The organism is Humibacillus xanthopallidus (assembly GCF_044793955.1).
In the GTDB taxonomy this organism is placed as follows: Bacteria; Actinomycetota; Actinomycetes; order Actinomycetales; family Dermatophilaceae; genus Humibacillus; species Humibacillus xanthopallidus_C.
In genome coordinates this window covers 820826-842665 of sequence record NZ_CP084995.1, presented here as the reverse complement: position 1 = coordinate 842665, position 21840 = coordinate 820826, and the positions used below count along the sequence as shown (strand labels likewise).

The following is a 21840-nucleotide window of genomic DNA, read 5'->3' as shown; positions in this document are numbered from 1 at the left end:
GCCGTCAGTTGACGACGGCCCCCACCGCGCTGGGCGCGATGGGGGCCGTCGTCATCTGGCGGAGGATGGGGGATTTGAACCCCCGAGGGTTTTATCCCAACACGATTTCCAATCGTGCGCACTAGGCCACTATGCGAATCCTCCGTGGGGGAGGCTACCGGAGGACAGGCGTCCCCAAGAAATCCGGGAGCCCCGGTTTCGGCCTGCGGGCCCCCGCGGCATACACTCGTCGTCGGCACCCCGCGTGGTGGTACCTCTCCGAACTCCCCCAGGGCAGGAATGCAGCAAGGGTAGGAGAGCTCTTCCAGGTACGTGGGGTGTCCCTTTTTGCCCAGGCGCCCCCACCGCCCGCCCGCCGACCCCGCAAACACGGTATGCCGCTCGGCCGGGGAGCGCGCTCCCCGTCAGCGCCCTGGCGGCGCGGTCGTCGTGCCCTCGCGCAGGGTGATCGGCTGGGTGACGCTGCGCGGACGGCCGCCCGCGAGGGTGCGTCGCACGAGCGTGCCGAGGATGCGGCCCTTCTCGCGGCCCTGCTGGTCCATGGTGGTGAGGCGGTGCGGCAGCCACGGCAGGTCGACCCCGTCGAAGCCGGTGACCGAGAGGTCACCCGGCACCGACAGGCCGAGCTCCTCTGCCGCGATGACGACTCCAGCAGCGATGACGTCGGACTGCGCGACGATGGCCGTCGGCCGCTCGGCCGCAGGAACGTCGAGCAGGGCCCGCCCGGCGACGATGCCGCCCTCGACCGAGGAGCCGTCACCCGTCTGCAGGGCGGCGCCGCGAGGGAAGACGTCGCGGAAGCCGAGCAGGCGGCCGACCGACGGCACGCTCGCGTCACGGGCGGTCAGCTCGGTGGCGGGCACGGGTCCTGCGACGCTGGTCGGCAGCATCGGCATCGTCACGGTGGCGACCCTGCGGTGGCCGAGCGCGCGTACATGGCGGGTGATCTCGGCCGCGGCGCCCCGCTCGTCGACGCGCACCTGGGTGATCCGCCTGTCGTCGGGCACGCCCGTGCTGAACATCGGGATGCCGCGCGCCGCGAGGTGCTCGACGGCGGGGTGGTCACCGGGACCGCAGAGCGAGAAGACGACGGCGTCGAGGGCGAGACCCGAGAGGCGCGGCACCGTCGACTCCGGTGAGCCCGAAGGCTGCCCGAGGAGCAGCATGCCGGTGGGGATGGCCTCGAGCTCCTCGGCGAGACCGTCGAGCACGGCGATGGCGAAGGGGTCGCGGAAGGCCATTTGCAGGCGGCCGTCGACGAGCACCCCGATGGCGCCGGCACGCCCCTGGCGCAGCGACGAGGCGAGGGGGTTGGGTCCGGCGAAGCCGAGCTCGGCGGCCGCGGCCTTCACCCGCTCGGCCGTGGTCGCCGCGACCGGGCCCTTGCCGCTGAAGACGAGCGAGGCGGTCGACACCGACACCCCGGCCCGGTCGGCCACGGTGCGCAGGGTGGGTCGGGCTTGACCTCGGGACGCCATGGGAGGCATCCTATCGAAACGGTTCGGTCGAATCGATTCGACAAGCACCGTTGACCGAGAACCACGACTCCGCCAGCTGGGCTTGAGAGGCTTCACCCATGGACACCGCCGTCACCACCCCCTCCCCCTCGGTCGTGCGCACCGCACGCACCGCGGTGTTCACGGCCTTCGCCATCAACGGCGCGGCCTTCGCGGCCTTCGCCTCGCGCGTGCCCGACCTCAAGTTCGAGCTGTCGCTCTCGGCCGGCGAGCTCGGGCTCACCCTGCTCGCAGCGTCGCTCGGCTCGGTCATCGGCCTGCCGATCTCGGGGTTCATCGTGCACCGGCTCGGCGCCGCCCGCACCCTCATGGGCGCGGCCGTCATCCAGAGCGCCGGTCTCCTCGGCCTCGGTCTCGGCGTCTCGGTCGCCCAGAGCCGGCCGCTCGCCATGCTGGGGCTCTTCCTCGTGGGGCTCGGCACCGGCATCTTCGACGTCGGCATGAACCTCGAGGGCACCCAGGTCGAGCAGCTGCTGGGGCGGGCGATCATGCCGCACTTCCACGCCGCCTTCAGCGGGGGCACCGTCGTCAGCGCCCTCATCGGCGCCGGCCTCTCCGCCCTGCACGTGCCGATCGCCGTGCACCTCGGAGGGGTGGTCGTCATCCTGCTGGCCGTGACTCCGTGGTTCCTGCGGGCCTTCCTGCCGCGCACGATCGAGCTCGACGAGCACGGCAGCCAGGTGCACGAGAAGGCCGGCATCGGGAGGGCCTGGCTGGAGCCACGCACCCTGCTCATCGGCGTCGTCGTCTTCGCCGCGGCCTTCACCGAGGGCACCGCGAACGACTGGATCGGCGTCGCGCTCTCCGACGGCTACGGCCTGCCGCGCTGGGCGGGGGTGCTCGGCTTCGCCGTCTTCCTCACCGCCATGACCGCGGGCCGACTGCTCGGCACACGGGTGCTCGACCGTCGCGGCCGGGTGCCCGTGCTGCGCGTGCTCTTCGTCGCCGCCGTCGTCGGGTGCCTCCTCGTGGTCTTCGGCGGCCCGGTGCTCGCCTTCGTCGGCGCCGCGATCTGGGGGCTCGGGGCGAGCCTCGGCTTCCCCGTCGGCATGAGCGCCGCCGCCGACGAGCCGCTGCGGGCCGCCGCTCGCATCAGCGTCGTGACGACGATCGGCTACACCGCCTTCCTCGCCGGGCCCCCGCTGCTCGGCTTCCTCGGTGACGAGGTCGGCGTGCTCCACTCGCTCCTCGTCGTCGGCGCCCTCGCGATCGTCGCCCTGCTCGCCGTGCCGGCGGTGCGCGAGCCCCGCCCCACCCCCTCGAGTGGCCCCGCCGTCACTCCCGCACCGTGACAGGTGGGACGAGGCAACCACTCGACCAGTAGCAGCGCCCCCGCCGGCCGCCTCGCGTGAGGCTGAGCGGCTCTTGGCTACGGTCTGAGCATGAGCCTGAACCTGCGCGACGTCACCGAGGCCGACCTCCCGGAGGTGCTCTCCCTCCGCAGCCGCGCCTTCGGACCCCTCACCACGGGTGACAGCGGCACCTGGTGGGAGCGCGTCGCCGCTGAGACCCTCGGTGGGCGATGGCTCGGGGTGGCTGACGAGAGCGGGGCACTCGTCGGGGCGGGTCGGATCCGCCCCTACGAGCAGGCGTGGGGTGGCCGGCACCTGCGGATGGGTGGTGTCGCCGGCGTCTACGTCGAGCCGAGCGCTCGCGGTCGGGGCGTCGCCACGGCGCTGACGCGCGGCCTCATCACCCGGATGGGTGAGCTCGGCGACGTCGTGTCGTGCCTCTTCCCGACGACGGTGAGTCTCTATCGCCGCTCGGGCTTCGAGGTGGGCGGGGTGCAGCAGCGCACGACGTATGCCGGCCCCACCCTTCGCGACCTCGGCTCCCTGACGTCTCGGCGGGGAGCACCGTCGCCGGCGACCTCGACGCCCGCCGCCGCGCCGGCGGGGGCACCCGCGGCGGCCGCAGAGACCTCGGGACGACCGCGCCGGGCCCAACCCGCGGACGCCGACGTGATCCACCGCATGCTGCGCGACGACGCAGAGCGTCACATCCGCAGCGGACCCATGCCACCCACCGTCGACCAGCTGCGCGGCATGATCGAACGCGACGAGCTGATCACCTACGTCACGTCCGATGGCGTCGTCATCTACGACCTCGCGAGCGAGGCCGTCACCGTCGAGCACCTCGTCGCCACAACACCCGAGGCTGCAGCCCGCCTCTGGGGCCTGGTGGGCTCCGGCTCGGCAGCCGTGCCGACCGTTCACACCTACCTCGACCCCCGTGACCCGCTCACCCTGATGCTGGGTGGCCTGCCCGCCGAGGACGTGCGGCAGGTCCCGTGGATGGCGCGTGTCATCGACCTCTCGGCGGCTTTCGCCGGCCGAGGGTTCCCGCCTCTCGCGCGCACCGAGGTCGAGGTCGTCGTCGATGACCCGGAGGCGCCGCGCAACACCGGTCGGTGGCTGCTGTCGGTGGAGAACGGCTCGGGCAGCGCCACACAGGTTGCCGCCTCACCGGACCTTGGGGCCGCCGCCGCCGGGTCCGTCGACTCCGCTCCCGCCGGGGGGCCCGCCCACGTGGGTGCCCGCGGACTGGCCGCGCTCTGGTGCGGCTGGTCGACCTCGCGCCTGCGGCAGGCTGGACTCCTGACAGGCGGCTCACCCGACGACGACGCCGCTCTCGACACGATCTTCGCCGCGACCCCCTACCTCACGGAGTACTTCTGAGCCTGCCCCCGTGAGGGAGAACCCGGGGTGTGACGAGGCTGACGACGAGGCCACTCGACCACGGGGCTGACCACACGGCATACCGGCTCGTGGCAGTGGGGCTGGCGCCGACAGGCGTCGGTCGGCGACGTGAGATCGCGTTGCTGGCCGCGCGCGGCACCTGACAGCATCGGGCGATGACCGCCGGCAGCATCCTCTCCGCCCTGCACCAGCGCAGCCTGCTGCGCGAGACCGACCTCTCCGTCGACGAGCTGCGAGCGCTGCTCGACCTCGCCGCCGACCTCAAGGCAGCCAAGCGGGAGGGGCGCGAGGAGCGCCGGCTCACGGGCAGGAACATCGCGCTCATCTTCGAGAAGACCTCGACCCGCACCCGGTGCGCCTTTGAGGTGGCGGCCGCCGACCAGGGGGCCAGCACGACCTACCTCGACCCGAGCGGCTCGCAGATCGGGCACAAGGAGTCGGCCAAGGACACGGCGCGGGTGCTCGGCCGCTTCTATGACGGCATCGAGTATCGCGGCACCCGCCAGGACGTCGTCGAGACCCTCGCGGCCCATGCCGGCGTGCCCGTGTGGAACGGCCTCACCGACGACTGGCACCCCACGCAGTCGCTCTGCGACGCGCTGACGATGCGCGAGCACTCCGGCAAGCCCGACGACCAGATCGCCTACGCCTACGTCGGCGACGCCCGCTTCAACGTCGGCAACTCCCTCCTGGTCACCGGTGCGATGCTCGGCAGCGACGTGCGCATCGTGGCCCCCCGCTCGCTGTGGCCCTCCGACGACGTCGTCGCCGTCGCGAGGAGGTATGCCGCCGAGACCGGCGCGCGCGTCACGCTCACCGACGACGTAGCTGAGGGCGTGCGGGGGGTGGACTTCGTGCACACCGACGTCTGGGTGTCGATGGGCGAGCCCACGCAGGTCTGGGCCGAGCGCATCGAGCTGCTGACGCCCTATCAGGTGAACGCAGATCTGCTTGCCCTGTCCGGCAATTCACGCGTCAAGTTCATGCACTGCCTGCCCGCCTTCCACGATCTCGAGACGCAGGTCGGTCAGGACGTGCACGAGCAGTTCGGGCTCAAGGAGCTCGAGGTGACCGACGACGTGTTCGAGTCGGAAGCCTCGATCGTCTTCGACCAGGCCGAGAACCGCATGCACACGATCAAGGCCCTCATCGTCGCGACGATGGTGCAGCTCTGACGTGACGGCGCTGACCGGCGCTGACGGGGCCGCTGGCGGGGCGGTCGGCGCGCCCGTCGCCGGGGCGGTCCCCGCGGCTCTACTGGGTGACGGTGACCGTCGGGCAGGGGCGCAGCGTCTGCGTCGGGGTGACGACGGCAGGCGCCGCACCGAAGTTCTTCCACGCGTTGCCCAGCACAAGGTCGACGGTGTCACCTTCACGCTTGTCGTTGACGGCCACGGCGCCGGGCACGTGGGCGATGAGCAGCTTGGCCGACGCCTCCCCCTCGGGCCCGAAGCGCACCTGGGCGTTCTGCTTGACGGTGGCCTTCTTGGGGTCGTTGCCGACCTTCTTGACCTTGAAGCCGCGGTCGGTGGCGGTCTTGGAGGCCGCCGACGCGAGGCCGGAGCGCTTGGTCGCGTTGTAGACGTTGAGGCTGACGTCACCCGGCTTGAGCGGCACGGCGACCGGCTCGGTGGTGCAGGGGCCGGCCTGCGGCTCGGTCGCGCGGAAGTAGGTCGAGGCGTAGTAGAACGCGCCGGCGAGGGCGAGCAGGACGACGGCGATGACGATCACCGAGCGCCGCTGCCGGCGCACCCGGTAGCTGCGGGCACCGTCCTCGTCGACGATCTCCGACATCCCCGCTCCTTCGTTCGTTCGTCCGGCTCAGCCGACCCGCCCGGGCCGCCTGGCTCCCGTCAGAGCCCCCTTTCGGGCGCCCTCCAAGGCTCCGGTCAGGTGAGCACCAGGACCCTCGCGTGCAGCACAGGCCGCTGCTGCAGTGCGGCCCGCAGCGCCCGGTGGAGGCCGTCCTCGAGGTAGAGCTGGCCCTCCCACTCGACGCAGTGGGGGAAGAGGTCCCCGTAGAAGGTCGAGTCGTCGGCGAGCAGTCCGCGCAGGTCGAGGGTGCTCTTCGTCGTGATGAGCTCACCGAGCTGCACCACCCGCGGGGGCACGCTCGACCAGTCCTTCGTCGTCTCGAGCCCATGGTCGGGATAGGGGCGGGCGTCGCCAACGGCCTTGAAAATCACCGGGTCAGCATAGGCGGCGAACCCCTCAGGTACGGGCGGCGAAGCGGACAGGTCGCCGGATAGAGTTCGAAGCGTGACCGACGCAGCTGCCGAGACGCCCCCATCGACCCCGAGCCAGCTCGACGAGATCCGGGCCGGCTACGCCTTCGAGGGGGGCACGCTGAAGCTCGGGGCCGTCGTCATCGATGACGAGGCCCACCCCGATGCGCCCGTGCAGATCCCCCTCAGCGTGCTCAACCGCCACGGGCTCGTCGCGGGCGCGACGGGCACGGGCAAGACGAAGACCCTCCAGCTCATGGCCGAGCAGCTCTCCGAGCAGGGCGTGCCGGTCTTCCTCGCCGACCTCAAGGGCGACCTCTCCGGCCTCGCCACGCCCGGCGAGGGGGGTCCCAAGATCACCGAGCGCGCGACGAGCGTCGGCATGGCGTGGTCGGGGACGGCATACCCCACCGAGTTCTTCACCCTCGGCGGCAAGGGCAGCGGCATCGCGATCCGCGCCACGATCACCGGCTTCGGGCCGACGCTGCTCTCCAAGGTGCTGGGGCTCAACGACACGCAGGAGAGCAGCCTCGGGCTGATCTTCCACTACGCCGACAAGAACGGCCTCGCGCTGCTCGACCTCAAGGATCTGCGCGCCGTCATCAGCCACCTCACGTCCGACGAGGGCAAGGCCGACCTCAAGGCGCTCGGCGGGCTCTCGAGCGCGACCGCGGGCGTCATCCTGCGCAACCTCATCACCTTCGAGGACCAGGGCGCCGGCGACTTCTTCGGCGAGCCGGAGTTCGACACCCGCGACCTGCTGCGCCTCGCGCCCGACGGCAAGGGGATCATCTCCTGCCTCGAGCTGCCGCAGGTGCAGGACCGTCCCCAGCTCTTCTCGACCTTCCTCATGTGGCTGCTGGCCGACCTCTTCCAGGACCTGCCCGAGGAGGGCGACCTCGACAAGCCCAAGCTCGTCTTCTTCTTCGACGAGGCCCACCTGCTCTTCAACGACGCGAGCAAGGCGTTCCTGCAGGCGATCGAGCAGACCGTGCGGCTCATCCGCTCCAAGGGCGTCGGCGTCTTCTTCGTCACGCAGTCGCCCAAGGACGTGCCCGCCGGCGTGCTCGCGCAGCTCGGCAACCGCGTGCAGCACGCCCTGCGCGCCTTCACCCCCGACGACGCCAAGGCCCTCAAGCAGGCCATCGCGACCTATCCGCACACGGACTACGACATGCAGAAGCTGCTGACGAGCCTCGGCATCGGCGAGGCCGTCGTCACCGTGCTCTCCGACAAGGGCGTGCCGACGCCCGTCGCGTGGACGCGGATGAAGGCGCCCAACTCGCTCATGGACCCCTCCCCCCAGGCGACCATCGACGGCATCATCGCGGCCTCCACGATCGGGCCGAGGTATGCCGCCGTGCTCGATCGCGAGTCCGCCTACGAGCTGCTCACGAAGCGTCTCGAAGCCCAGACGCCTGCTGCTCCCCCGGCGGCTGCCGCGCCCGCGCCTGCCCCCGCGCCGGCGGCGAAGCGGCAGGCTGCCCCGAAGGAGGAGCCCGGTCTCATCCAGCAGGTGACGGGCAGCTCGGCCTTCAAGTCGATGCTCCGCTCGGCGGGCACGGTGATCGGGCGCGAGATCACCCGCAGCATCTTCGGCACGCGCAAGCGTTAGTAGTCGAACTCGACGTCGTCGAGGTCGCCGTCAGCGTCGGCGAAGTAGCTGATGACCCGAATGTCGGGCTCGTCGGCGACCTGGAGCACTAGCTGGCGCAGCTGGATGACCTCGCCCGTGTCGAGCCGGATTCGCTTGGTGCGACCGCGCGTCGGGTCGCTGTCGTGCTGCTCCCACCAGTGCTCGGTCGCGGGGTTGCCCTTGAATACCTCGTCGAGCACACGCTTGTAGGCCGGGTCGTCGGGGTGGCGGGCATAGGCCTCGCGGAAGAGCGCGAGCTGGTCGGCCGCCTCCTGCTCCCAGTCGACGAAGAGGCTGCGGGCCGCCGGGTCACAGCAGTAGAACCACAGCAGGTTGCGCTCGCGCTTGGTGCGCTTGCTCTCCCAGTCGGTGAAGAGCTGGCACGCCGTGTGGTTGGCGCCGAGCACGTCCCAGCGGGCGCCGACGACGTAGGCCGGGTTGGGGTCGATCGAGTCGAGCAGCTCCTCGAGCTCCTCGCTGAGCATCTCGGGCTCGGCCTTGCGCCGCGGCGAGGCGCCCGACGCGATGGAGTCGAGGTGGGCGCGTCCGTCGGCATCGAGGCGCAGCGCCCGCGCCAGACCGTCGATGACCGCCTTGCTCGGCCGCAGGTCACGGCCGCGCTCGATGAGGTCGTAGTAGGCGACGGAGATGTTGGCGAGCTCCGCGACCTCGGTGCGGCTTAGGCCCACCCGCCGCCGGCCCTTGGCGCGCTTGATGCCGACCTCCTCGGGCGCGATCGCGTGCCTGCGCGCGCGGAGGAACTCGCCGAGCGGGGACGGCGTGCGCACGCTGAGCGGGACGTCGGTGGTCATGGGGCACATCCTGCCAGCGCCGGCAGCATCGGCGACGGCCCGGCACCGGGCGAGCTGACGGTAGAAGCAAGTGAGGCTGGCCACCCGCGGGATGGCCAGCCTCACTCGATGTGGTGGAGGACCCAGGAATTGAACCTGGCGGGGCGCCCCAAGTGCGCGTCCCCCGTGTGCCGCCGACGCTAACCGAAGGGCGCGGGGAGGGCAACCCTGGCGATGCGGCTCGGGTCGCGGCGGAGTCACCCAGCGCGAAGCTCAGCGTCGTCAGTGCTTGCGTCGGATCATCCTCATGCTCCCCTGCGGCTGTCCGTCCGGCGGGGAGACAGGACGTTGCCCGCAAAGACGATGACGAGCACGCGGGCCGCGAGGACGAACGCGAAGAAGAGCAGGGTGAAGCCGAGGAAGGCCCAGAGGCTCACGACGGGCGTGAGCGCCGGACCGCCCGGTGTCGTCACGAAGGTCACGCCGCCGATCGTGCAGGCCGTGGCCAGCAGGGCGAGGACGAACTGATGGACGAGCCCCGAGACGAAGGACCGGTCTGCGGAGTCACCGAAGAGGCGCACGCCGATGGTGAGCCGCCCTGACTCGAGATCCTCGACGATCGTGTTGAGTCGCCGTGGGAGCCGCTCCAGCATCGGCAGGAGGCCGGCCAGCTGCAGGTCCAGGCTGGCACGGACCCGCTCGGGTCCCGTGAACTCGGTGACCAGCTCGGTCTGCTGGCTGCGCGTCTCGGCGACGACGTCGATGCCGGGACTCAGCGCCTTGAGGCTCCCTTCGAGGGTCCCGATCGCGCGGAACGCGAGGGCCACCTGACCCGGGACCGCGATCCCGTGTCGCGTGGCCACCCGGAAGAGCTCGATGAACAAGCCAGCCGTCGAGGCCCCCGGTCCGGAGTAGCGCAGCAGCAGCTGACCGATGTCGCGCTCGAGGAGCCGGGCGTCCAGCCCGGGAGCGGGGTCGAGCAGCTCCAGCAGCGCGTTCGTCGCCGCGAGGGTGTCCTGCTGGTCGAAGGATGCGATGAGGATGCCGATGGACACCCGTGCGGTGCTGTCGAGCCGCCCCACCGAGCCGAAGTCGAGCAGCCCGATGCTCCCGTCGTCGTTGACGAAGATGTTGCCGGGGTGCAGATCGGCGTGGAACACGCCGGAGACCATGACCTGGTGCATCATCGCGCCCAGCAGCTCGGTCGCCATGTCGTGCCGCACCTGCGCGGTGAGCGTCGACAGCCTGCTGTCGGCCTGGCTGATCGGCCGTCCGGCCATCTGGCTCATCACCAGCACGTGGCGCGAGGACAGCTCGACGTAGGGGGTCGGCACCGAGACGTGGGTGCGTCCGCTGTCCTGCAGGGCAGCGGCGACAGACCGGAGGTTGCCCAGCTCGACGCGGTAGTCCGGCTCCTCCTCGAGCGAGCTGGCGAACTCCTGCGCCAGCTGGCGCACCCCGAGCTGACGAGCCCAGCCGGTGGTGCGCTCCAGCCAGGAGCTGAGACGCAGGACGATGTCGAGGTCAGCGGTCACCTGGGCGCGCGCCTCGCGCCGCTGCACCTTGACCACCACCGCCTCGCCGGTCAGCAGGCGGGCGGCGTGGACCTGCCCCACGGACGCCGCCGCCAGCGGCTCCTCGTCGACGTGGGCGAACACCTCCGACGCGGGCCGGCCCAGGTCGGCCTCGAGCACCCCCTTGACCTCCGACCACGGCCGGGCCGGGACGCTGGTCTGCAGGGTGGAGAGCTCGGCGACAAAGGCCGGAGGCAGAGGTCGGGGCGGGACGGGACGACAGCATCTGTCCGAGCTTGACGAAGGTGACCCCGCCCTCGACCAGCGCCGCACGCAGCGAGGCGGCGAGGTTGCCCTGCGGGAGCTTGACCGCGGTCGGCGACGGTCGCAGGTAGGCGCCGAGACCGTGCTTGGCGGCGATCCGGACGATGGCCGTGTATCGCAGCGCGCGCCGCTGCCGGGCCGGCCACGCTCGCAGGACGGAGACGACCGAGGGGATGGTCCCCGTGGGCAGGAAGGCCTCCAGCACGGCCAGCAGCATGACCTGCGCGGCGAAGAGCCACGCGAGGACCAGAGCGGCGATGAGCAGGGACTGCGCGGCGTGCGGCGCGGCCGGACCGTTGATACGCAGGTCCAGCGTCGTGCCCGTCCACATCAGCAGGCCGCGGGCCCCGAACTGGATGGCCGTGCAGAGCAGGATCGTCCGCGGCCACCCGACCGGCACTCCGAGCAGCCGCCGCGACAGGAGCGAGACGATCAGGATGTTGACCACGACGGCCACGGCATACCCCACGACGTCCATCGCACCTCCCCGACGATAGGTCTGGTTTGCGACCCTAGTTCACCTCCGCGTTGCCCTCCACCGCGCGGTGGCTAGCATGGACATGCCGCGACCGAAGGTGGACCAAGGGGAGGATCCAGCCATGCAGGCCGAGACAACCGAGGCCACCGAGCAGCTGGGAGCGCGTCCTTCTCGCCTTCCCTGGCGCAACGAGTCCGTAGGAGCGGCGCTACGCCGCTTCCCCTTCACCCTGACCGTCGTCGGGATCATGCTCCTGCTCGGTGTCGTCACCCAGTCGCTCTGGAACCCGCTGCAGGACCGGGCGCTCTTCCCGTACGTCGCCTACGGACTGCCCTCCCTTGAGGCGGGCCGCGTGTGGACGCCGGTGACCGGCTCCTTCTTCGCGCTCGTGCCGGCGCAGTACCTCCCGGTCGCCGGCGGAGCACTTGTGCTCTTCGGGTGGTCCGAGTGGCGGCTGGGCACGCGCAAGGTCGCGATCGCGGCGATCGCGGCCCAGCTCTTCGGTGTGCTGGGCACGTCCCTCTTCCTCGTCGTCTTCCGTGGAACGGGCTGGGCCTGGGCGCAGGAGCTCTCGGAGACCCTTGACGTCGGCTTCAGTGCTGGCGCCCTCGGTGCGGTTGCGGCGGCATCAGCGACGCTCATTCCTCCGTGGCGTGGGCGGGTGCGTTTCGTCCTGTGCCTCTACGTCACCATCTCCCTGCTCTACATCGGCCTGCTCTGGGACGTCGAGCACTTCCTCGCCGTCATGCTCGGACTCGCGCTCGGGCCGTTCCTGCTCGGCCGGAAGCCCCGCTTCAGTCCCGCTCGTTTCACGCGGCACGAGTGGCGAGTCATCGCAGCAACGTTCTTCGTCGTGTCGGCCGTGATCAACATCGTCGTCTACCTCGTCCCGTCGAACGGCCCGCTCGGAGCGACCAGCGACGACTCCGACGCAACCACCGTGCTCATCAACGCTGTCATCTCGCTCGCTGTGGCGCGCGGCCTCAGCAGAGGATCGCGCCGGGTGTGGCGCATCGCCGTCGTCCTCACGTCGCTGGCTGCCCTGGCGGGGGCACTCCTGCTGATCCTGGAGCTGACTGCCGCAGACCAGCTCAACGCCGAGGGCGAGCTCATCTCCTCCACTCCCCAGCTGCTCGTCACCATCGCCCTCAGCATCCTCCAGCTCGGCGTGCTCATCGTCGGCCGATCCGCCTTCCGCGCCGCACCGCGCAAGGCCCGGAGCCGAGAGCTCGTGGCTGGGGCGAGCGATCGCGACACGGCCATCGCCCTGCTCAAGACGCACGGTGGCACGACGATGTCGTGGATGGGCACGTGGCCCGACAACCACTGGTTCATCCACCGTGACGGAGCCGGCCAGCCGGACGGCTACGTCGCCTTCCAGGTGCACCGCGGCATGGCCATCGCGCTGGGCGACTCCGTGGGGGCCGACGCCCAGACCCGAGCCACCGTCTTGCAGGCCTTCGTCGACGACCAGGAGATCCGCGGTCTCAAGGTCTGCTTCTTCTCCGTGACCCAGGAGGTCGCCGACTGGGGACGGACGCGCGGCCTGCGCGACGTGCTCGTCGCCGAGGAGGCGATCATCGACCTCGAGGACCTGGCCTTCAAGGGCAAGGCGTGGCAGGACGTGCGGACCGCGCTCAACCGTGCCGCCAAGGACAACATCACCTACCACGAGGGGCGGCTCGCCGACATGCCTCGCGGCCTGCTGACGCAGGTGCGGGCGATCTCGGAGCTGTGGGTCTCCGACAAGGGTCTGCCCGAGATGGGGTTCACGCTCGGCGGAGTCGATGAGGCGCTCGACCCCGACACCATGGTCGGGCTGGCGATCGACGGCGAGATGACGGTGCACGGCGTGACGTCGTGGCTGCCCGTCTACGGCCCCGACGGCGTCGTGCACGGCTGGACCCTCGACGTCATGCGGCGCCTTCCGGACGGCTTCCGCCCGGTGACGGAGTTCCTCATCGCCAGCGCCTGCCTCGCCTTCAAGGACTCCGGGGCCCGGTTCGTCTCGCTCTCCGGCGCCCCCCTGGCCCACTCCGGCGACAGCACCGCCGAACGCGCCGCCCTCGATCGTCTGCTCGACCAGCTCGGTGAGGCCATGGAGCCGCTCTACGGCTTCCGCTCGCTCGACAGCTTCAAGCGCAAGTTCCAGCCTCGGCACCAGCCGGTCTACCTCGTGTTCGCCGACGAGGCAGCCCTGCCGCGCATCGGGCTCGCCCTCACCTCGGCCTACCTCCCCGGAGCCACCTTGCGCGACCTGGCGAAGGCGGGCCTGAGCGCCACCAAGGGCGGCTCCGACACCGCAGGCGCGACTCACTGAGGCGTCACGGGTGGCGGGGTGGGCGTAGGAGCGCTCAGGGTGGCGGTGGGATACGAACCCACGGTGGAGTTACCCCCACACACGCTTTCGGGCTCTGGGACCCACCGTTCGCCGGGGTTCCCGAGGGTGATCGCGTGCTCAGGGGTTCCCGGAATGGACCGTCGAGGCACGCCCGACAAACGCGAATGAGACTGCAAATGACACCACGGCCTGGAGCATCGGAGCGCCCGCTGCGTCGAGGGAGCGACGGATGCAAACGTCCGCAGATGCCGATGAGCGGTCACCTCACAGGTCGAGAAGTGCCTCGGCCCACCACGCAGGTGGCTTCGGTCTTAGGTCGAGTTCGGGGTTGCTCTGTGAGGGTCCGTGAACGGGCGGCGCAGCGTCGTTCACCTTCGCCTGGCGGGCGACGACAGCGTCGCTGGTGACGTTGAAGACCGTGAAGTCCTGGGACACGGTGACCGGTCCGGTGTAGTGGGCACCCAGCTCGTCGAAGACCCCCTCCACGCCAGGTGTCACGTCGAGGTGCCACAGCGCACCCATGCGGGGCCTGGTCATGTCGAGGATCTTGCCGATCTGGTCCGGGACCGTGTGGGCGAGGCGGGTGATGTTCAAGGCCGTCTCCAACGGAAGCCCGGTGGCGCGCGCGTACACCGCCGGTGACTGGAAGCACTCGTGGATCAGCAGGTCGGCTCCCACGGCCGCGTCCACGACGTGCCGGCACGGGCGGGTGTCCCCGGAGAAGACGACCTTGAGGCCGGAGTAGGCGACGGAGTAGCCGACCGCGCCGCTGAGCCCGTGGATGGCTGGGAAGCAGGAAACGGTCACCCCGTTGCGCTCGTAGATCGTCTCCGGTCGGTCGAAGGGGATCTCGTGCCCGACCATCGCGAACCCCGTGGTCGGGCGGACGCCACTGACCGAGGCGGTGTCCCACGCCATCGCTTTTCCCATGTGCTCGACGAACGCGGTCAGACCGAGGTCGGGATCCTCACATGCCCCACCCCACACCTCGACCGGGTCGACCCGCCCGGCCTTCGCCAGACTGCCAACCAGACCAGGGATGTCGCCGATGTGGTCGGCGTGCAGGTGCGACAAGAAGACCTTCGTCGTCGACTCCACCGGCAGCGAGAGAGCCGTGAAGTTCGCCAGGGATCCCGAGCCGAGATCGAAGAAGAAGAGGTCCCGCTCCGGATTTCCCACCTCGATCAGCAGCGACCCCGACGCCTGGCTCCGTCGGATCCACGGGTCACCGCTCCCGAGCACCGTCACGCGGATCTCACCGGTCGCCAGGTCCTCCGTGCCGGGGATAAACACATCCGGCCTTGCCTGGACGGGGTCTCCGACCACCGGGGTCATGGTTAGAGCCTGGGTTCCGCCCAGGTAAGCGAGCACAGGCATCGCGGATGCAGACATGGGACTCTTTCCTCCTCGATCTCCGAGATGGTCTGCGATCCACGATCGTCTTCCGACCGAAAGCCCGGAAGGGTCTTTCGTCCTGGGCTCTGGCAGCCGAGGACCCCGCGCAACGCCCGGATATGCCGCCGGGAGGTCGTGCCGATGTGCGGTCACCGTCGATTGCACCTCCTACAGGGCGTCGGCGTGGACAGCAACCGTGCCGAGCATCGCCCCGAGTTCGGGATCGAACCCGATCGGCGCGGACTTCCTGCGTGTGCCCGCGGCGCCTACGCCGGAGCCTTCGGCTGGGTGTCCGCCGACGGGCGGGCCGACCTCGGGGTGGTGATCAGGTCGCTGACCACCAGCGGCGACGGGCGCTACCTGCTCGGGACCGGCGGCGGGATCACGGTCCACTCCGACGTCGCCGAGGAGTACGCCGAGTCCCGCTGGAAGGCGGAGCGGTTGCTGCGGGTCTTCGACGGACCCACGACGGAGTCGGCTAGGCCCGCCCGCGCACCGTCCACGCCGACGCCGCGACCTCGAAGGGCGCCGGGGGCAGCTGCGCCGCGCACGCGTCACGCACCCGCTGCCGGTCCGCCTCGTCCAGCCGGTCGACGTAGGCGCCGGCCGGCCCGACCCCGAAGGTGTAGGGCTCCCACCACTCCTCGAAGCTCCCGTACGGCACGGTCACGGTGAGCACCGTCTCGTCGAGGTCGCCCAGGCCGGCGTCCTCGAAGAGCTGGCCCAGGTGGCCCTCGCGTGAGCCGGGGGGGTCGCTCTCGTCGAGCGCGCCGGGGTGGACGTCCGCAACACCTCGCCAGAACGGCGACGACGGTCCTCGGCCGCCGCCGTGGTCCCATACCGAGGCGACCACCGGACCGCCCGGACGCGTGACCCGGGCCATCTCGCGCAGGCCCGCCACCGGGTCGCTCATGAAGTGCACCACCAGCTGGGCCAACGTCGCATCGAACCCGTGGTCGGGAAACGGCAGCGCCTCGGCACTCGCCTCACGGACGTCCACGCCCGGCAGGCGGGCGGCGACGGCGGCGACGAACGACGAGGACGGGTCGATCGCGGTGACCCGGCTGGCGCCGGCGACGGCGACCAGCCGCGCGGTCAGCGCCCCCGGTCCGCAGCCCACGTCGAGCACTCGGTCGGTGGCCCGCAGGCCGGCCATCGCCACGAGCTGATCGGCCAACGGCTCGGAGTATCTCCCCATGAACCGGCCGTAGGCGTCGGCGGTGACGTCGAAAAGCATCTATCCACTCTAGGGTTCGGAGGGGCCCGGCGGGAGCCCTCGGGGCCCCCGGTCAGCTGCCGCTCGTACCGCGGCGCTGGGAGCTCGCGCCGTGCGGGGAGGGGGAGCCCGGCAGCACGACGGTGAAGCGGGTGCCTCCGCCCTCGCGGTTGTGGACGGCGACGGTGCCGGCGTGGCGTGCGACGACCTGGCGGACGATGGACAGCCCCAAGCCGGAGCCGGGCATCCCGCGCGACTCCCGGGCACGGTAGAAGCGCTCGAACACGTGCGGCAGATCCTCGGCGTCGATCCCCGGACCCTGGTCGTGGACGGTGAGCACGCCGGCTTAGACCCGCACCGTCACCCGGCCCTCGGGCGGGCTCCACTTCGCGGCGTTGTCGAGCAGGTTGGTGATCGCGCGCTCCATCGCCGCGGCCTCGCCGACAACCCACCACGGCGCCAGGGTGGCGTCGAAGGTCAGGCCGGGCGCGCGTCGGCGGACCCGGACCAGCGCGCGGTCCTCCAGCGCTGGCAAGGACTGGTCAAGCCACGGCGCCATAGCTTGCCTGCTACCGGGTTGGAAGAGGGCTACCTGGCCGAGCGGGGACTTCTTGACGAGGTCAAGGCCGCCTCCGCCGTCCGAGCCACTGGCGCCGTCGACGGACGCGCCTCGGGCCCGATCCTGCGGACTGGCCGCGGCAGCCGGATGGACCGCCACTGCGCCACCCGACGCCTGCACCACCTCGCCAAAACGGGCGGCGTGCACGCCGCCCGGATGCACCCACACATGCTGCGCCACACCTTCGTCACCACCATGCTCGACGCCGGCATCGACCTGCGCGACGTCCAGATCGCCGCCAGACACGCCGACCCGCGCACCACGATGCGCTACGACCGGGCCCGCAAGAACCTCGACCGCCACCCCAACTACATCCTCGCCGCCTACATGGCCTCAGGCACTTGAAGCCAGCAGTCGAGCCGGAAGCCGGCGACTCAACTCACCCCTCAATGGATAGTACAGTCAGTACCACCGGCAGTACCATAGAGGGGTGCCCTCAGTTGCCAAGATCGTCGCCGAGATGCGCGCCAACCCGCGCAACGTCCGGTACGACGAGCTCGTCAAGGTCTGCGAGCACCACTTTGGACCGCCGCGCACCAGCGGTGGATCCCACGCCGTGTTCAAGACCCCATGGCCCGGCGACCCCCGGGTCAACATCCAGAACGACCACGGCACGGCCAAGGCGTACCAGGTCCGGCAGGTCTTGGCCGCCATCGACAAGAAGGAGTCAGTCGGATGAGCGTCACGATCCCTGACGTCACGCACTACACCTACCGCGTCACGTGGTCCTCCGAAGACGCCGAGTTCATCGGCACCTGCCTCGAGTTCCCGTCCTTGTCCTGGCTGGCCACCACCCAGGACGATGCCCTGCACGGCATCCGCGACGTGGTCCGCGACGTCGTCGAGGATCTGAAAACAACAGGCGAGCCGATCCCCGAACCCCTCTCGTCCCGTGCCTACTCCGGCAAGTTCAACCTCCGCGTCGGGGAACGACTGCACCGCAAACTGGCACTGGAAGCCGCGGAGGAACACCTAAGCCTCAACCAATACGTCGTGCGACGACTCGGGGACGCGTCCTGACTTGCCGCGGATCGCGTGATGCCCCGGACATGCTCGGGCCCGTCCGCCCCGACCTGACCGGCAGACGGCCGCCCCGGACGCACGGTCGCGGACGAACAGTCGCGGACGCCAGCGAACAGCGCCAAGCCCGCCTTCGGCGCGTGTTCCGTATCGAAGTCCCCGTGGAACGGACGCCACTGAACGGGGCTGAACCCCCGAACAGGCTGTCAGCGCTCTTCGCTGGCCGGAATCAGACCGGCAATGAGACCACGACGAGAAACGCCGGTCCGAACCCTGAGGCTCGAACCGGCGTTTCTGCAAGGGACTGGCGGTGGCGGTGGGAGCCGTCGGCCTCCGCTTCGCTCCGGCCTCCTCCCAAATCCCGCAGCGTCCAACAAAACGACGCAGGACCCGACGAAAAGCGTGTCGGGTCCTGCGTCGTTTGGCGGTGGCGGTGGGATTTGAACCCACGGTGGAGTTACCCCCACACACGCTTTCGAGGCGTGCTCCTTAGGCCGCTCGGACACGCCACCGAGAGGAGACCCTACCGGAGCCTGCGGCCCTCGAAGAAATCCACCAGGAGGCCTGCCGCCTCGTCGGCTCGCACTCCCCCGATGACCTCCACGGTGTGCGTGGCGAGCGGGTCGCGGGTGAGGTCCCACACCGAGCCGCAGGCTCCCGCCTTGGGGTCGCACGCCCCGAACACCACCCGCTCCAGGCGGGCAGCCATCGCCGCCCCGGCACACATGACGCACGGCTCGAGCGTGACGACGAGCGTGCAGCCGTCGAGGCGCCAGTGGCCCAGGGTCGTCGCCGCATCGCGCAGGGCGACCACCTCCGCGTGGCCGGTCGGGTCGCCGAGCTCCTCTCGCACGTTGTGCCCGCGGCCGATCACGGTGCCCCGCCGGTCGACGACCACAGCTCCCACCGGCACGTCCTGCGAGCCAGCGGTCTCGGCCGCCAGCGCGAGCGCCTCACCCAGCTGGGCGGCATACGACTGCTCATGGGGGGCTTCGGCGCGGCGGGTCACACGCTAAGTTTCCACCCATGGACGTCCACGTCGCAGACCACCCGCTCATCGCCCACAAGCTGACCTACCTGCGCGACAAGCGGACCGACAGTCCCACGTTCCGACGGCTCGCCGAGGAGCTCATGACGCTGCTCGCCTACGAGGCGACCCGCGAGGTGCGCGTGGAGCCGTTCGAGATCGAGACGCCGGTGGCGCCGACGACGGGCATCAAGCTCTCCAACCCCAAGCCGCTCATCGTGCCGATCCTGCGCGCCGGGCTCGGCATGCTCGAGGGCATGGTGCGCCTCCTCCCGAGCGCCGAGGTCGGCTTCCTCGGCATGCAGCGCAACGAGGAGACCCTCGAACCGGTCACCTACGCCAACCGGCTGCCCGACGACCTCACCGGCCGCCAGGTCTTCGTCCTCGACCCGATGCTCGCGACGGGCGGGTCGATGGCCGACGCGATCCGCTTCCTCATCGACCGCGGCGCCGACGACATCACAGCCGTCTGCCTGCTCGCCGCGCCCGAGGGCGTCGCCAACCTCGAGGCCGCACTCAGCGACACCGGCGTGCCGGTCAAGCTCGTGACGGGCACCATCGACGAGCGACTCAACGAGAAGGGCTACATCGTCCCCGGGCTCGGCGACGCCGGCGACCGTCTCTACGGCACCGTCTGACCGCCCATCCCGTATGCCGTCCGGTCAGGGGAGCTCGTCGCCCCACTCGGCGTCCCTGGCCCTGCGGTAGCGCTCGCCCTGCTTCCTGGAGATGACCTCGCGGCCGGCGGTCCCGTCGGGGCGGCAGACCTGGAACTCGACAAAGCCCTTGCGCTTGAGTGGGTGTCGCAGCACTCGACCCGAGATCGCTTGTCCTGCAACCACGCCCGGACGTGCGCCCGCTACCCACCCGAACTTCTCGTCCTCGTAGGACAGCTCGCCGCCCTTGATCCGGCGGTGCTCTGCCGACCGGTTGACCCGCGCAGCGAAGTGGCACCAGTCCCCAGCGGACAGTGGACACTCCAGATCGTGGGGGCACGGTCCGAGCAGCTGCCAACCCGCGTCACGGATCCCGTTGCGCGCTTTGAGGATTCGCTGGTAGCCGTCGGGAGTGCCGGGCTCGACGATGGCGACGGCTTGGCCGAGGGCCATCGCATCCGCGACCAGGCGGCCCTGCTGGTCCGCTGTCAACTCACTGAGGACGTAGGAGACGGTGACGAGGTCGGCACTTCCCTGCGGCCACGAGCCCTCGGCGGCCCGCTCGAAGCGGGCAGTGCGCAGCGCCTCCACCGGTGCGGACTCGACGAGCCTCCGGCCGAGTCGCAGCGCCTCCTCCACCTGGTCGAGCACCGTGATCGTGCGCAGGGAGGTGAAGGTCTCGGCCGCCGCCCAGGCTGCCGCGCCGGTGCCGCCGCCGAGGTCGAGCAGGCTCGTCGGCGCCAGGCCCGTCTCCGCCACCGTGCCGAGCACCCGGGAGAGCGCCGCGTGCGTGGCCGGCATCCGGTAGGCGGCATAGGCTGCGACCCGATCGGCGGAGTCGAGGATCGGCGGTCCGGCGGGTGCCACCGATCGGTAGCGCCCGATGAGGGCCTCGGTGGCTGCCGCCAGCTGCTGTGGTGCGATGCCATGCGTGACGTCGGCGATCGCGTCACGCAACGCGGCGGCATACGTCGGGGGTGACGGCACGTCAGGAGGATAGCGGCCGGCCGGCAACACGCGGGGACGCCAACCGCACCACACGCGTCACTTGCGGCACACTGGTGCCACCCCTGTGCCGTGGCCCCGTCGGGGTCGAGGCCCATGCACCACCCCGAGAGCCGAGGAGCGACTGATCGTGGGCAGCAAGACCAAGAAAGTCATCCTGATCATCGTGCTCGCGTTCTTCGTCTACGCGGTCTTCACGTCACCGACGAAGGCCGCCGACATCGTCAGCAACCTGTGGGGCGTCATCGTCGACGGCTTCAACGCGATCCTGTCGTTCTTCAACTCCCTCCTCAACCAATGAGACCGGCCCGCCACCGGGCCGGACCGGTCTAGCCTGAGGGGGGAGGGCACCGGCCATGGCACTGCGACACCACGAGGTCCCGGCGGGGCTGGAGCCGATCCTGCTCCCCGGCGAGAAGCTCGTGACCGCCGTGCGCTCCCACTGGGTCAGCGTCGCCGAGCCGGTCGCCACCGCCTGTCTCGCGCTCGTCGCCGCGATCTGGGTCGACTCCAACGTCACCCGCGACAGCCAGGCGGTCGGCACGATCTTCTGGTGGATCTTCATCATCCTGCTCGGGCGCATGCTGTGGCAGCTGCTCGACTGGCACCACAACTGGTTCGTCGCCACCGACAAGCGCCTGCTCATGCGCTACGGGGTCATCACGCACCGGGTCGCGATGATGCCGCTCATCAAGGTGACCGACATGAGCTACGTCCGCTCGATCCCGGGCCAGCTCCTCGGCTACGGGCGCTTCGTCCTCGAGAGCGCCGGCCAGGACCAGGCCCTGCGCGAGATCAAGTGGGTGCCCCAGCCCGACGAGACCTACCGCGCCATCTGTGCCGAGATCTTCCACATCGCACCGCCGAGCGGTGACCTGGTCGACGGCGACGACATCGACCCCGACGACCTCGAAGGCCTGGGTGGCACGGGCGGTGGCACGGGCGGTGGCACCGGCGGGTCGGGAGGCACGGGAGGATCCGGGGGCAGCCCCACGGGCTACGGCGGCTACCCGGGGGCGACCCCGGCTGCGCATGAGGCACCGGTCAGCCCGATCACACCCGGAGGGCGCAGCTCGCGTGGCCCCCGAGCTGCGCGAGGCTCGGGGCCGGCCTATCCCGACGTGCACAGCACCCACGACCCGATCCAGGAGCGCCTCGACTCCTACTCGCGGGCCGTGCCGATCCAGAAGCGCAAGGACGGCGAGACCGTCTACGAGAGCGACGACATCAAGCGCCGCCGGCGTGGGGCCGACACCGGTCCGATCTGGCCGCAGTCCTGACGCGGGCCGACACGCGCGTCCACGCCAGCGCCCATCTCTCGCACCGGCGGCCGCTCGGGTCTAGTTTGGGTCGAATCACCGGACCCCACCCGCTCGG

Annotated in this window: 22 protein-coding genes, 2 tRNA genes, 1 other RNA gene and 1 pseudogene; 13 read left to right on the top strand and 13 right to left on the bottom strand. The window is 70.7% G+C overall.

What is annotated here, in order from left to right; translation table 11 throughout:
* Positions 1-56 precede the first annotated feature (56 nt).
* Positions 57-144, bottom strand: a tRNA-Ser gene (locus LG278_RS03890).
* A gap of 87 nt (positions 145-231) precedes the next feature.
* Between LG278_RS03890 and ffs the strand changes: the two genes are divergently transcribed.
* An RNA gene (gene ffs, locus LG278_RS03885) (signal recognition particle sRNA small type) lies at positions 232-330 on the top strand.
* Between the two features lie 74 nt (positions 331-404).
* On the opposite strand, the gene LG278_RS03880 is transcribed toward ffs, so the two are convergent.
* Positions 405-1478 carry a LacI family DNA-binding transcriptional regulator gene (locus tag LG278_RS03880; RefSeq protein WP_404391126.1) on the bottom strand — a complete coding sequence of 358 codons (1074 nt, stop codon included), beginning with the start codon at positions 1476-1478 and terminating at the stop codon, positions 405-407.
* 98 nt (positions 1479-1576) lie between these two features.
* On the opposite strand from LG278_RS03880, the gene LG278_RS03875 reads away from it, so the two are divergent.
* The 3 genes from LG278_RS03875 (at position 1577) to argF (ending at position 5391) form a co-directional block, all read left to right on the top strand.
* Positions 1577-2809 carry an MFS transporter gene (locus LG278_RS03875; protein WP_404391124.1) on the top strand — a complete coding sequence of 411 codons (1233 nt, stop codon included), beginning with the start codon at positions 1577-1579 and terminating at the stop codon, positions 2807-2809.
* A gap of 90 nt (positions 2810-2899) precedes the next feature.
* Entirely contained in the window at positions 2900-4195 is a 1296-nt protein-coding gene (gene eis, locus LG278_RS03870; RefSeq protein ID WP_404391122.1) for an enhanced intracellular survival protein Eis, read from the top strand.
* A gap of 176 nt (positions 4196-4371) precedes the next feature.
* A complete protein-coding gene (gene argF / locus LG278_RS03865; protein WP_404391120.1) occupies positions 4372-5391 on the top strand; it encodes an ornithine carbamoyltransferase in 1020 nt (339 codons plus the stop codon).
* Positions 5392-5470: 79 nt separating this feature from the next.
* On the opposite strand, the gene LG278_RS03860 is transcribed toward argF, so the two are convergent.
* Both LG278_RS03860 and LG278_RS03855 read right to left on the bottom strand, forming a co-directional pair.
* Complete coding sequence (locus LG278_RS03860; protein ID WP_404391118.1) at positions 5471-6010, bottom strand: LytR C-terminal domain-containing protein; 540 nt, start codon at positions 6008-6010, stop codon at positions 5471-5473.
* A gap of 95 nt (positions 6011-6105) precedes the next feature.
* The gene (locus LG278_RS03855; protein WP_404391116.1) at positions 6106-6402 is read right to left on the bottom strand and encodes a type II toxin-antitoxin system VapB family antitoxin; all 297 of its coding nucleotides are present in this window, start codon (positions 6400-6402) and stop codon (positions 6106-6108) included.
* A 73-nt stretch (positions 6403-6475) separates the two neighbouring features.
* Between LG278_RS03855 and LG278_RS03850 the strand changes: the two genes are divergently transcribed.
* Positions 6476-8056: a helicase HerA-like domain-containing protein gene (locus LG278_RS03850; protein ID WP_404391114.1), complete on the top strand. Its 1581-nt coding sequence runs from the start codon at positions 6476-6478 to the stop codon at positions 8054-8056.
* On the opposite strand, the gene LG278_RS03845 is transcribed toward LG278_RS03850, so the two are convergent.
* On the bottom strand, positions 8053-8889 hold the full coding sequence (locus LG278_RS03845; protein ID WP_404391112.1) for a helix-turn-helix transcriptional regulator: 837 nt from the start codon (positions 8887-8889) through the stop codon (positions 8053-8055). The two genes, LG278_RS03850 and LG278_RS03845, sit on opposite strands and share 4 nt — an antisense overlap.
* Positions 8890-9173: 284 nt before the next feature.
* Entirely contained in the window at positions 9174-10562 is a 1389-nt protein-coding gene (locus LG278_RS03840; protein ID WP_404391110.1) for an ABC1 kinase family protein, read from the bottom strand.
* 743 nt (positions 10563-11305) lie between these two features.
* On the opposite strand from LG278_RS03840, the gene LG278_RS03835 reads away from it, so the two are divergent.
* Positions 11306-13504: a bifunctional lysylphosphatidylglycerol flippase/synthetase MprF gene (locus LG278_RS03835; RefSeq protein WP_404391108.1), complete on the top strand. Its 2199-nt coding sequence runs from the start codon at positions 11306-11308 to the stop codon at positions 13502-13504.
* Between the two features lie 285 nt (positions 13505-13789).
* Here the strand turns inward: LG278_RS03835 and gntH are convergent, their stop codons facing one another.
* On the bottom strand, positions 13790-15073 hold the full coding sequence (gntH, locus tag LG278_RS03830; protein ID WP_404391106.1) for a guanitoxin biosynthesis MBL fold metallo-hydrolase GntH: 1284 nt from the start codon (positions 15071-15073) through the stop codon (positions 13790-13792).
* Between gntH and LG278_RS03825 the strand changes: the two are divergent.
* Positions 15062-15292, top strand: a pseudogene (locus tag LG278_RS03825) (chorismate-binding protein); the annotation flags it as partial. The gene gntH and the pseudogene LG278_RS03825 sit on opposite strands and share 12 nt — an antisense overlap.
* A 106-nt stretch (positions 15293-15398) precedes the next feature.
* Here LG278_RS03825 and LG278_RS03820 read toward each other — a convergent pair.
* Genes LG278_RS03820 through LG278_RS03810 form a run of 3 tightly spaced genes read right to left on the bottom strand, consistent with a single transcriptional unit; the run spans position 15399 to position 16695 of the window.
* A complete protein-coding gene (locus LG278_RS03820; RefSeq protein ID WP_404391104.1) occupies positions 15399-16157 on the bottom strand; it encodes a class I SAM-dependent methyltransferase in 759 nt (252 codons plus the stop codon).
* 52 nt (positions 16158-16209) lie between these two features.
* The gene (locus LG278_RS03815; protein WP_404391102.1) at positions 16210-16422 is read right to left on the bottom strand and encodes a sensor histidine kinase; all 213 of its coding nucleotides are present in this window, start codon (positions 16420-16422) and stop codon (positions 16210-16212) included.
* A gap of 60 nt (positions 16423-16482) precedes the next feature.
* Positions 16483-16695 (bottom strand): hypothetical protein, encoded by a 213-nt coding sequence (locus LG278_RS03810; RefSeq protein WP_404391100.1) that lies wholly within the window; start codon positions 16693-16695, stop codon positions 16483-16485.
* An 18-nt stretch (positions 16696-16713) separates the two neighbouring features.
* Here LG278_RS03810 and LG278_RS03805 point away from each other — a divergent pair, with 18 nt between their 5' ends.
* The 3 genes from LG278_RS03805 to LG278_RS03795 all read left to right on the top strand — a co-directional run bounded on the left by LG278_RS03805 (position 16714) and on the right by LG278_RS03795 (position 17775).
* Positions 16714-17100, top strand: coding sequence for a tyrosine-type recombinase/integrase (locus tag LG278_RS03805; protein WP_404391098.1), 387 nt, complete (start codon positions 16714-16716; stop codon positions 17098-17100).
* Between the two features lie 85 nt (positions 17101-17185).
* On the top strand, positions 17186-17434 hold the full coding sequence (locus tag LG278_RS03800; protein ID WP_404391096.1) for a toxin HicA: 249 nt from the start codon (positions 17186-17188) through the stop codon (positions 17432-17434).
* A complete protein-coding gene (locus LG278_RS03795; protein WP_404391094.1) occupies positions 17431-17775 on the top strand; it encodes a type II toxin-antitoxin system HicB family antitoxin in 345 nt (114 codons plus the stop codon). The genes LG278_RS03800 and LG278_RS03795 overlap by 4 nt, the downstream gene beginning before the upstream one ends.
* Positions 17776-18197: 422 nt before the next feature.
* On the opposite strand, the gene LG278_RS03790 is transcribed toward LG278_RS03795, so the two are convergent.
* A tRNA-Ser gene (locus LG278_RS03790) sits at positions 18198-18287 on the bottom strand.
* Positions 18288-18298: 11 nt separating this feature from the next.
* Complete coding sequence (locus tag LG278_RS03785) at positions 18299-18784, bottom strand: nucleoside deaminase (RefSeq protein ID WP_404391092.1); 486 nt, start codon at positions 18782-18784, stop codon at positions 18299-18301.
* Positions 18785-18801: 17 nt separating this feature from the next.
* Between LG278_RS03785 and upp the strand changes: the two genes are divergently transcribed.
* Positions 18802-19440 (top strand): uracil phosphoribosyltransferase, encoded by a 639-nt coding sequence (gene upp / locus LG278_RS03780; RefSeq protein WP_404391090.1) that lies wholly within the window; start codon positions 18802-18804, stop codon positions 19438-19440.
* A 24-nt stretch (positions 19441-19464) separates the two neighbouring features.
* Here the strand turns inward: upp and LG278_RS03775 are convergent, their stop codons facing one another.
* Positions 19465-20445 carry a small ribosomal subunit Rsm22 family protein gene (locus LG278_RS03775; RefSeq protein ID WP_404391088.1) on the bottom strand — a complete coding sequence of 327 codons (981 nt, stop codon included), beginning with the start codon at positions 20443-20445 and terminating at the stop codon, positions 19465-19467.
* A gap of 148 nt (positions 20446-20593) precedes the next feature.
* Here LG278_RS03775 and LG278_RS03770 point away from each other — a divergent pair, with 148 nt between their 5' ends.
* Both LG278_RS03770 and LG278_RS03765 read left to right on the top strand, forming a co-directional pair.
* On the top strand, positions 20594-20764 hold the full coding sequence (locus LG278_RS03770) for a hypothetical protein (protein ID WP_404391086.1): 171 nt from the start codon (positions 20594-20596) through the stop codon (positions 20762-20764).
* Between the two features lie 55 nt (positions 20765-20819).
* Positions 20820-21743, top strand: a complete 924-nt coding sequence (locus LG278_RS03765; RefSeq protein WP_404391084.1) for a PH domain-containing protein — start codon at positions 20820-20822, stop codon at positions 21741-21743.
* The last annotated feature ends 97 nt before the right edge of the window (positions 21744-21840 follow it).

Coding starts and splice junctions, on each gene's coding strand:
- LG278_RS03880 (WP_404391126.1), bottom strand. CDS start 1,478: ATGGCGTCCCGAGGTCAAGCCCGACCCACCCTGCGCACCGTGGCCGAC.
- LG278_RS03875 (WP_404391124.1), top strand. CDS start 1,577: ATGGACACCGCCGTCACCACCCCCTCCCCCTCGGTCGTGCGCACCGCA.
- eis (WP_404391122.1), top strand. CDS start 2,900: ATGAGCCTGAACCTGCGCGACGTCACCGAGGCCGACCTCCCGGAGGTG.
- argF (WP_404391120.1), top strand. CDS start 4,372: ATGACCGCCGGCAGCATCCTCTCCGCCCTGCACCAGCGCAGCCTGCTG.
- LG278_RS03860 (WP_404391118.1), bottom strand. CDS start 6,010: ATGTCGGAGATCGTCGACGAGGACGGTGCCCGCAGCTACCGGGTGCGC.
- LG278_RS03845 (WP_404391112.1), bottom strand. CDS start 8,889: ATGACCACCGACGTCCCGCTCAGCGTGCGCACGCCGTCCCCGCTCGGC.
- LG278_RS03835 (WP_404391108.1), top strand. CDS start 11,306: ATGCAGGCCGAGACAACCGAGGCCACCGAGCAGCTGGGAGCGCGTCCT.
- LG278_RS03820 (WP_404391104.1), bottom strand. CDS start 16,157: ATGCTTTTCGACGTCACCGCCGACGCCTACGGCCGGTTCATGGGGAGA.
- LG278_RS03810 (WP_404391100.1), bottom strand. CDS start 16,695: ATGGCGCCGTGGCTTGACCAGTCCTTGCCAGCGCTGGAGGACCGCGCG.
- LG278_RS03795 (WP_404391094.1), top strand. CDS start 17,431: ATGAGCGTCACGATCCCTGACGTCACGCACTACACCTACCGCGTCACG.
- upp (WP_404391090.1), top strand. CDS start 18,802: ATGGACGTCCACGTCGCAGACCACCCGCTCATCGCCCACAAGCTGACC.
- LG278_RS03765 (WP_404391084.1), top strand. CDS start 20,820: ATGGCACTGCGACACCACGAGGTCCCGGCGGGGCTGGAGCCGATCCTG.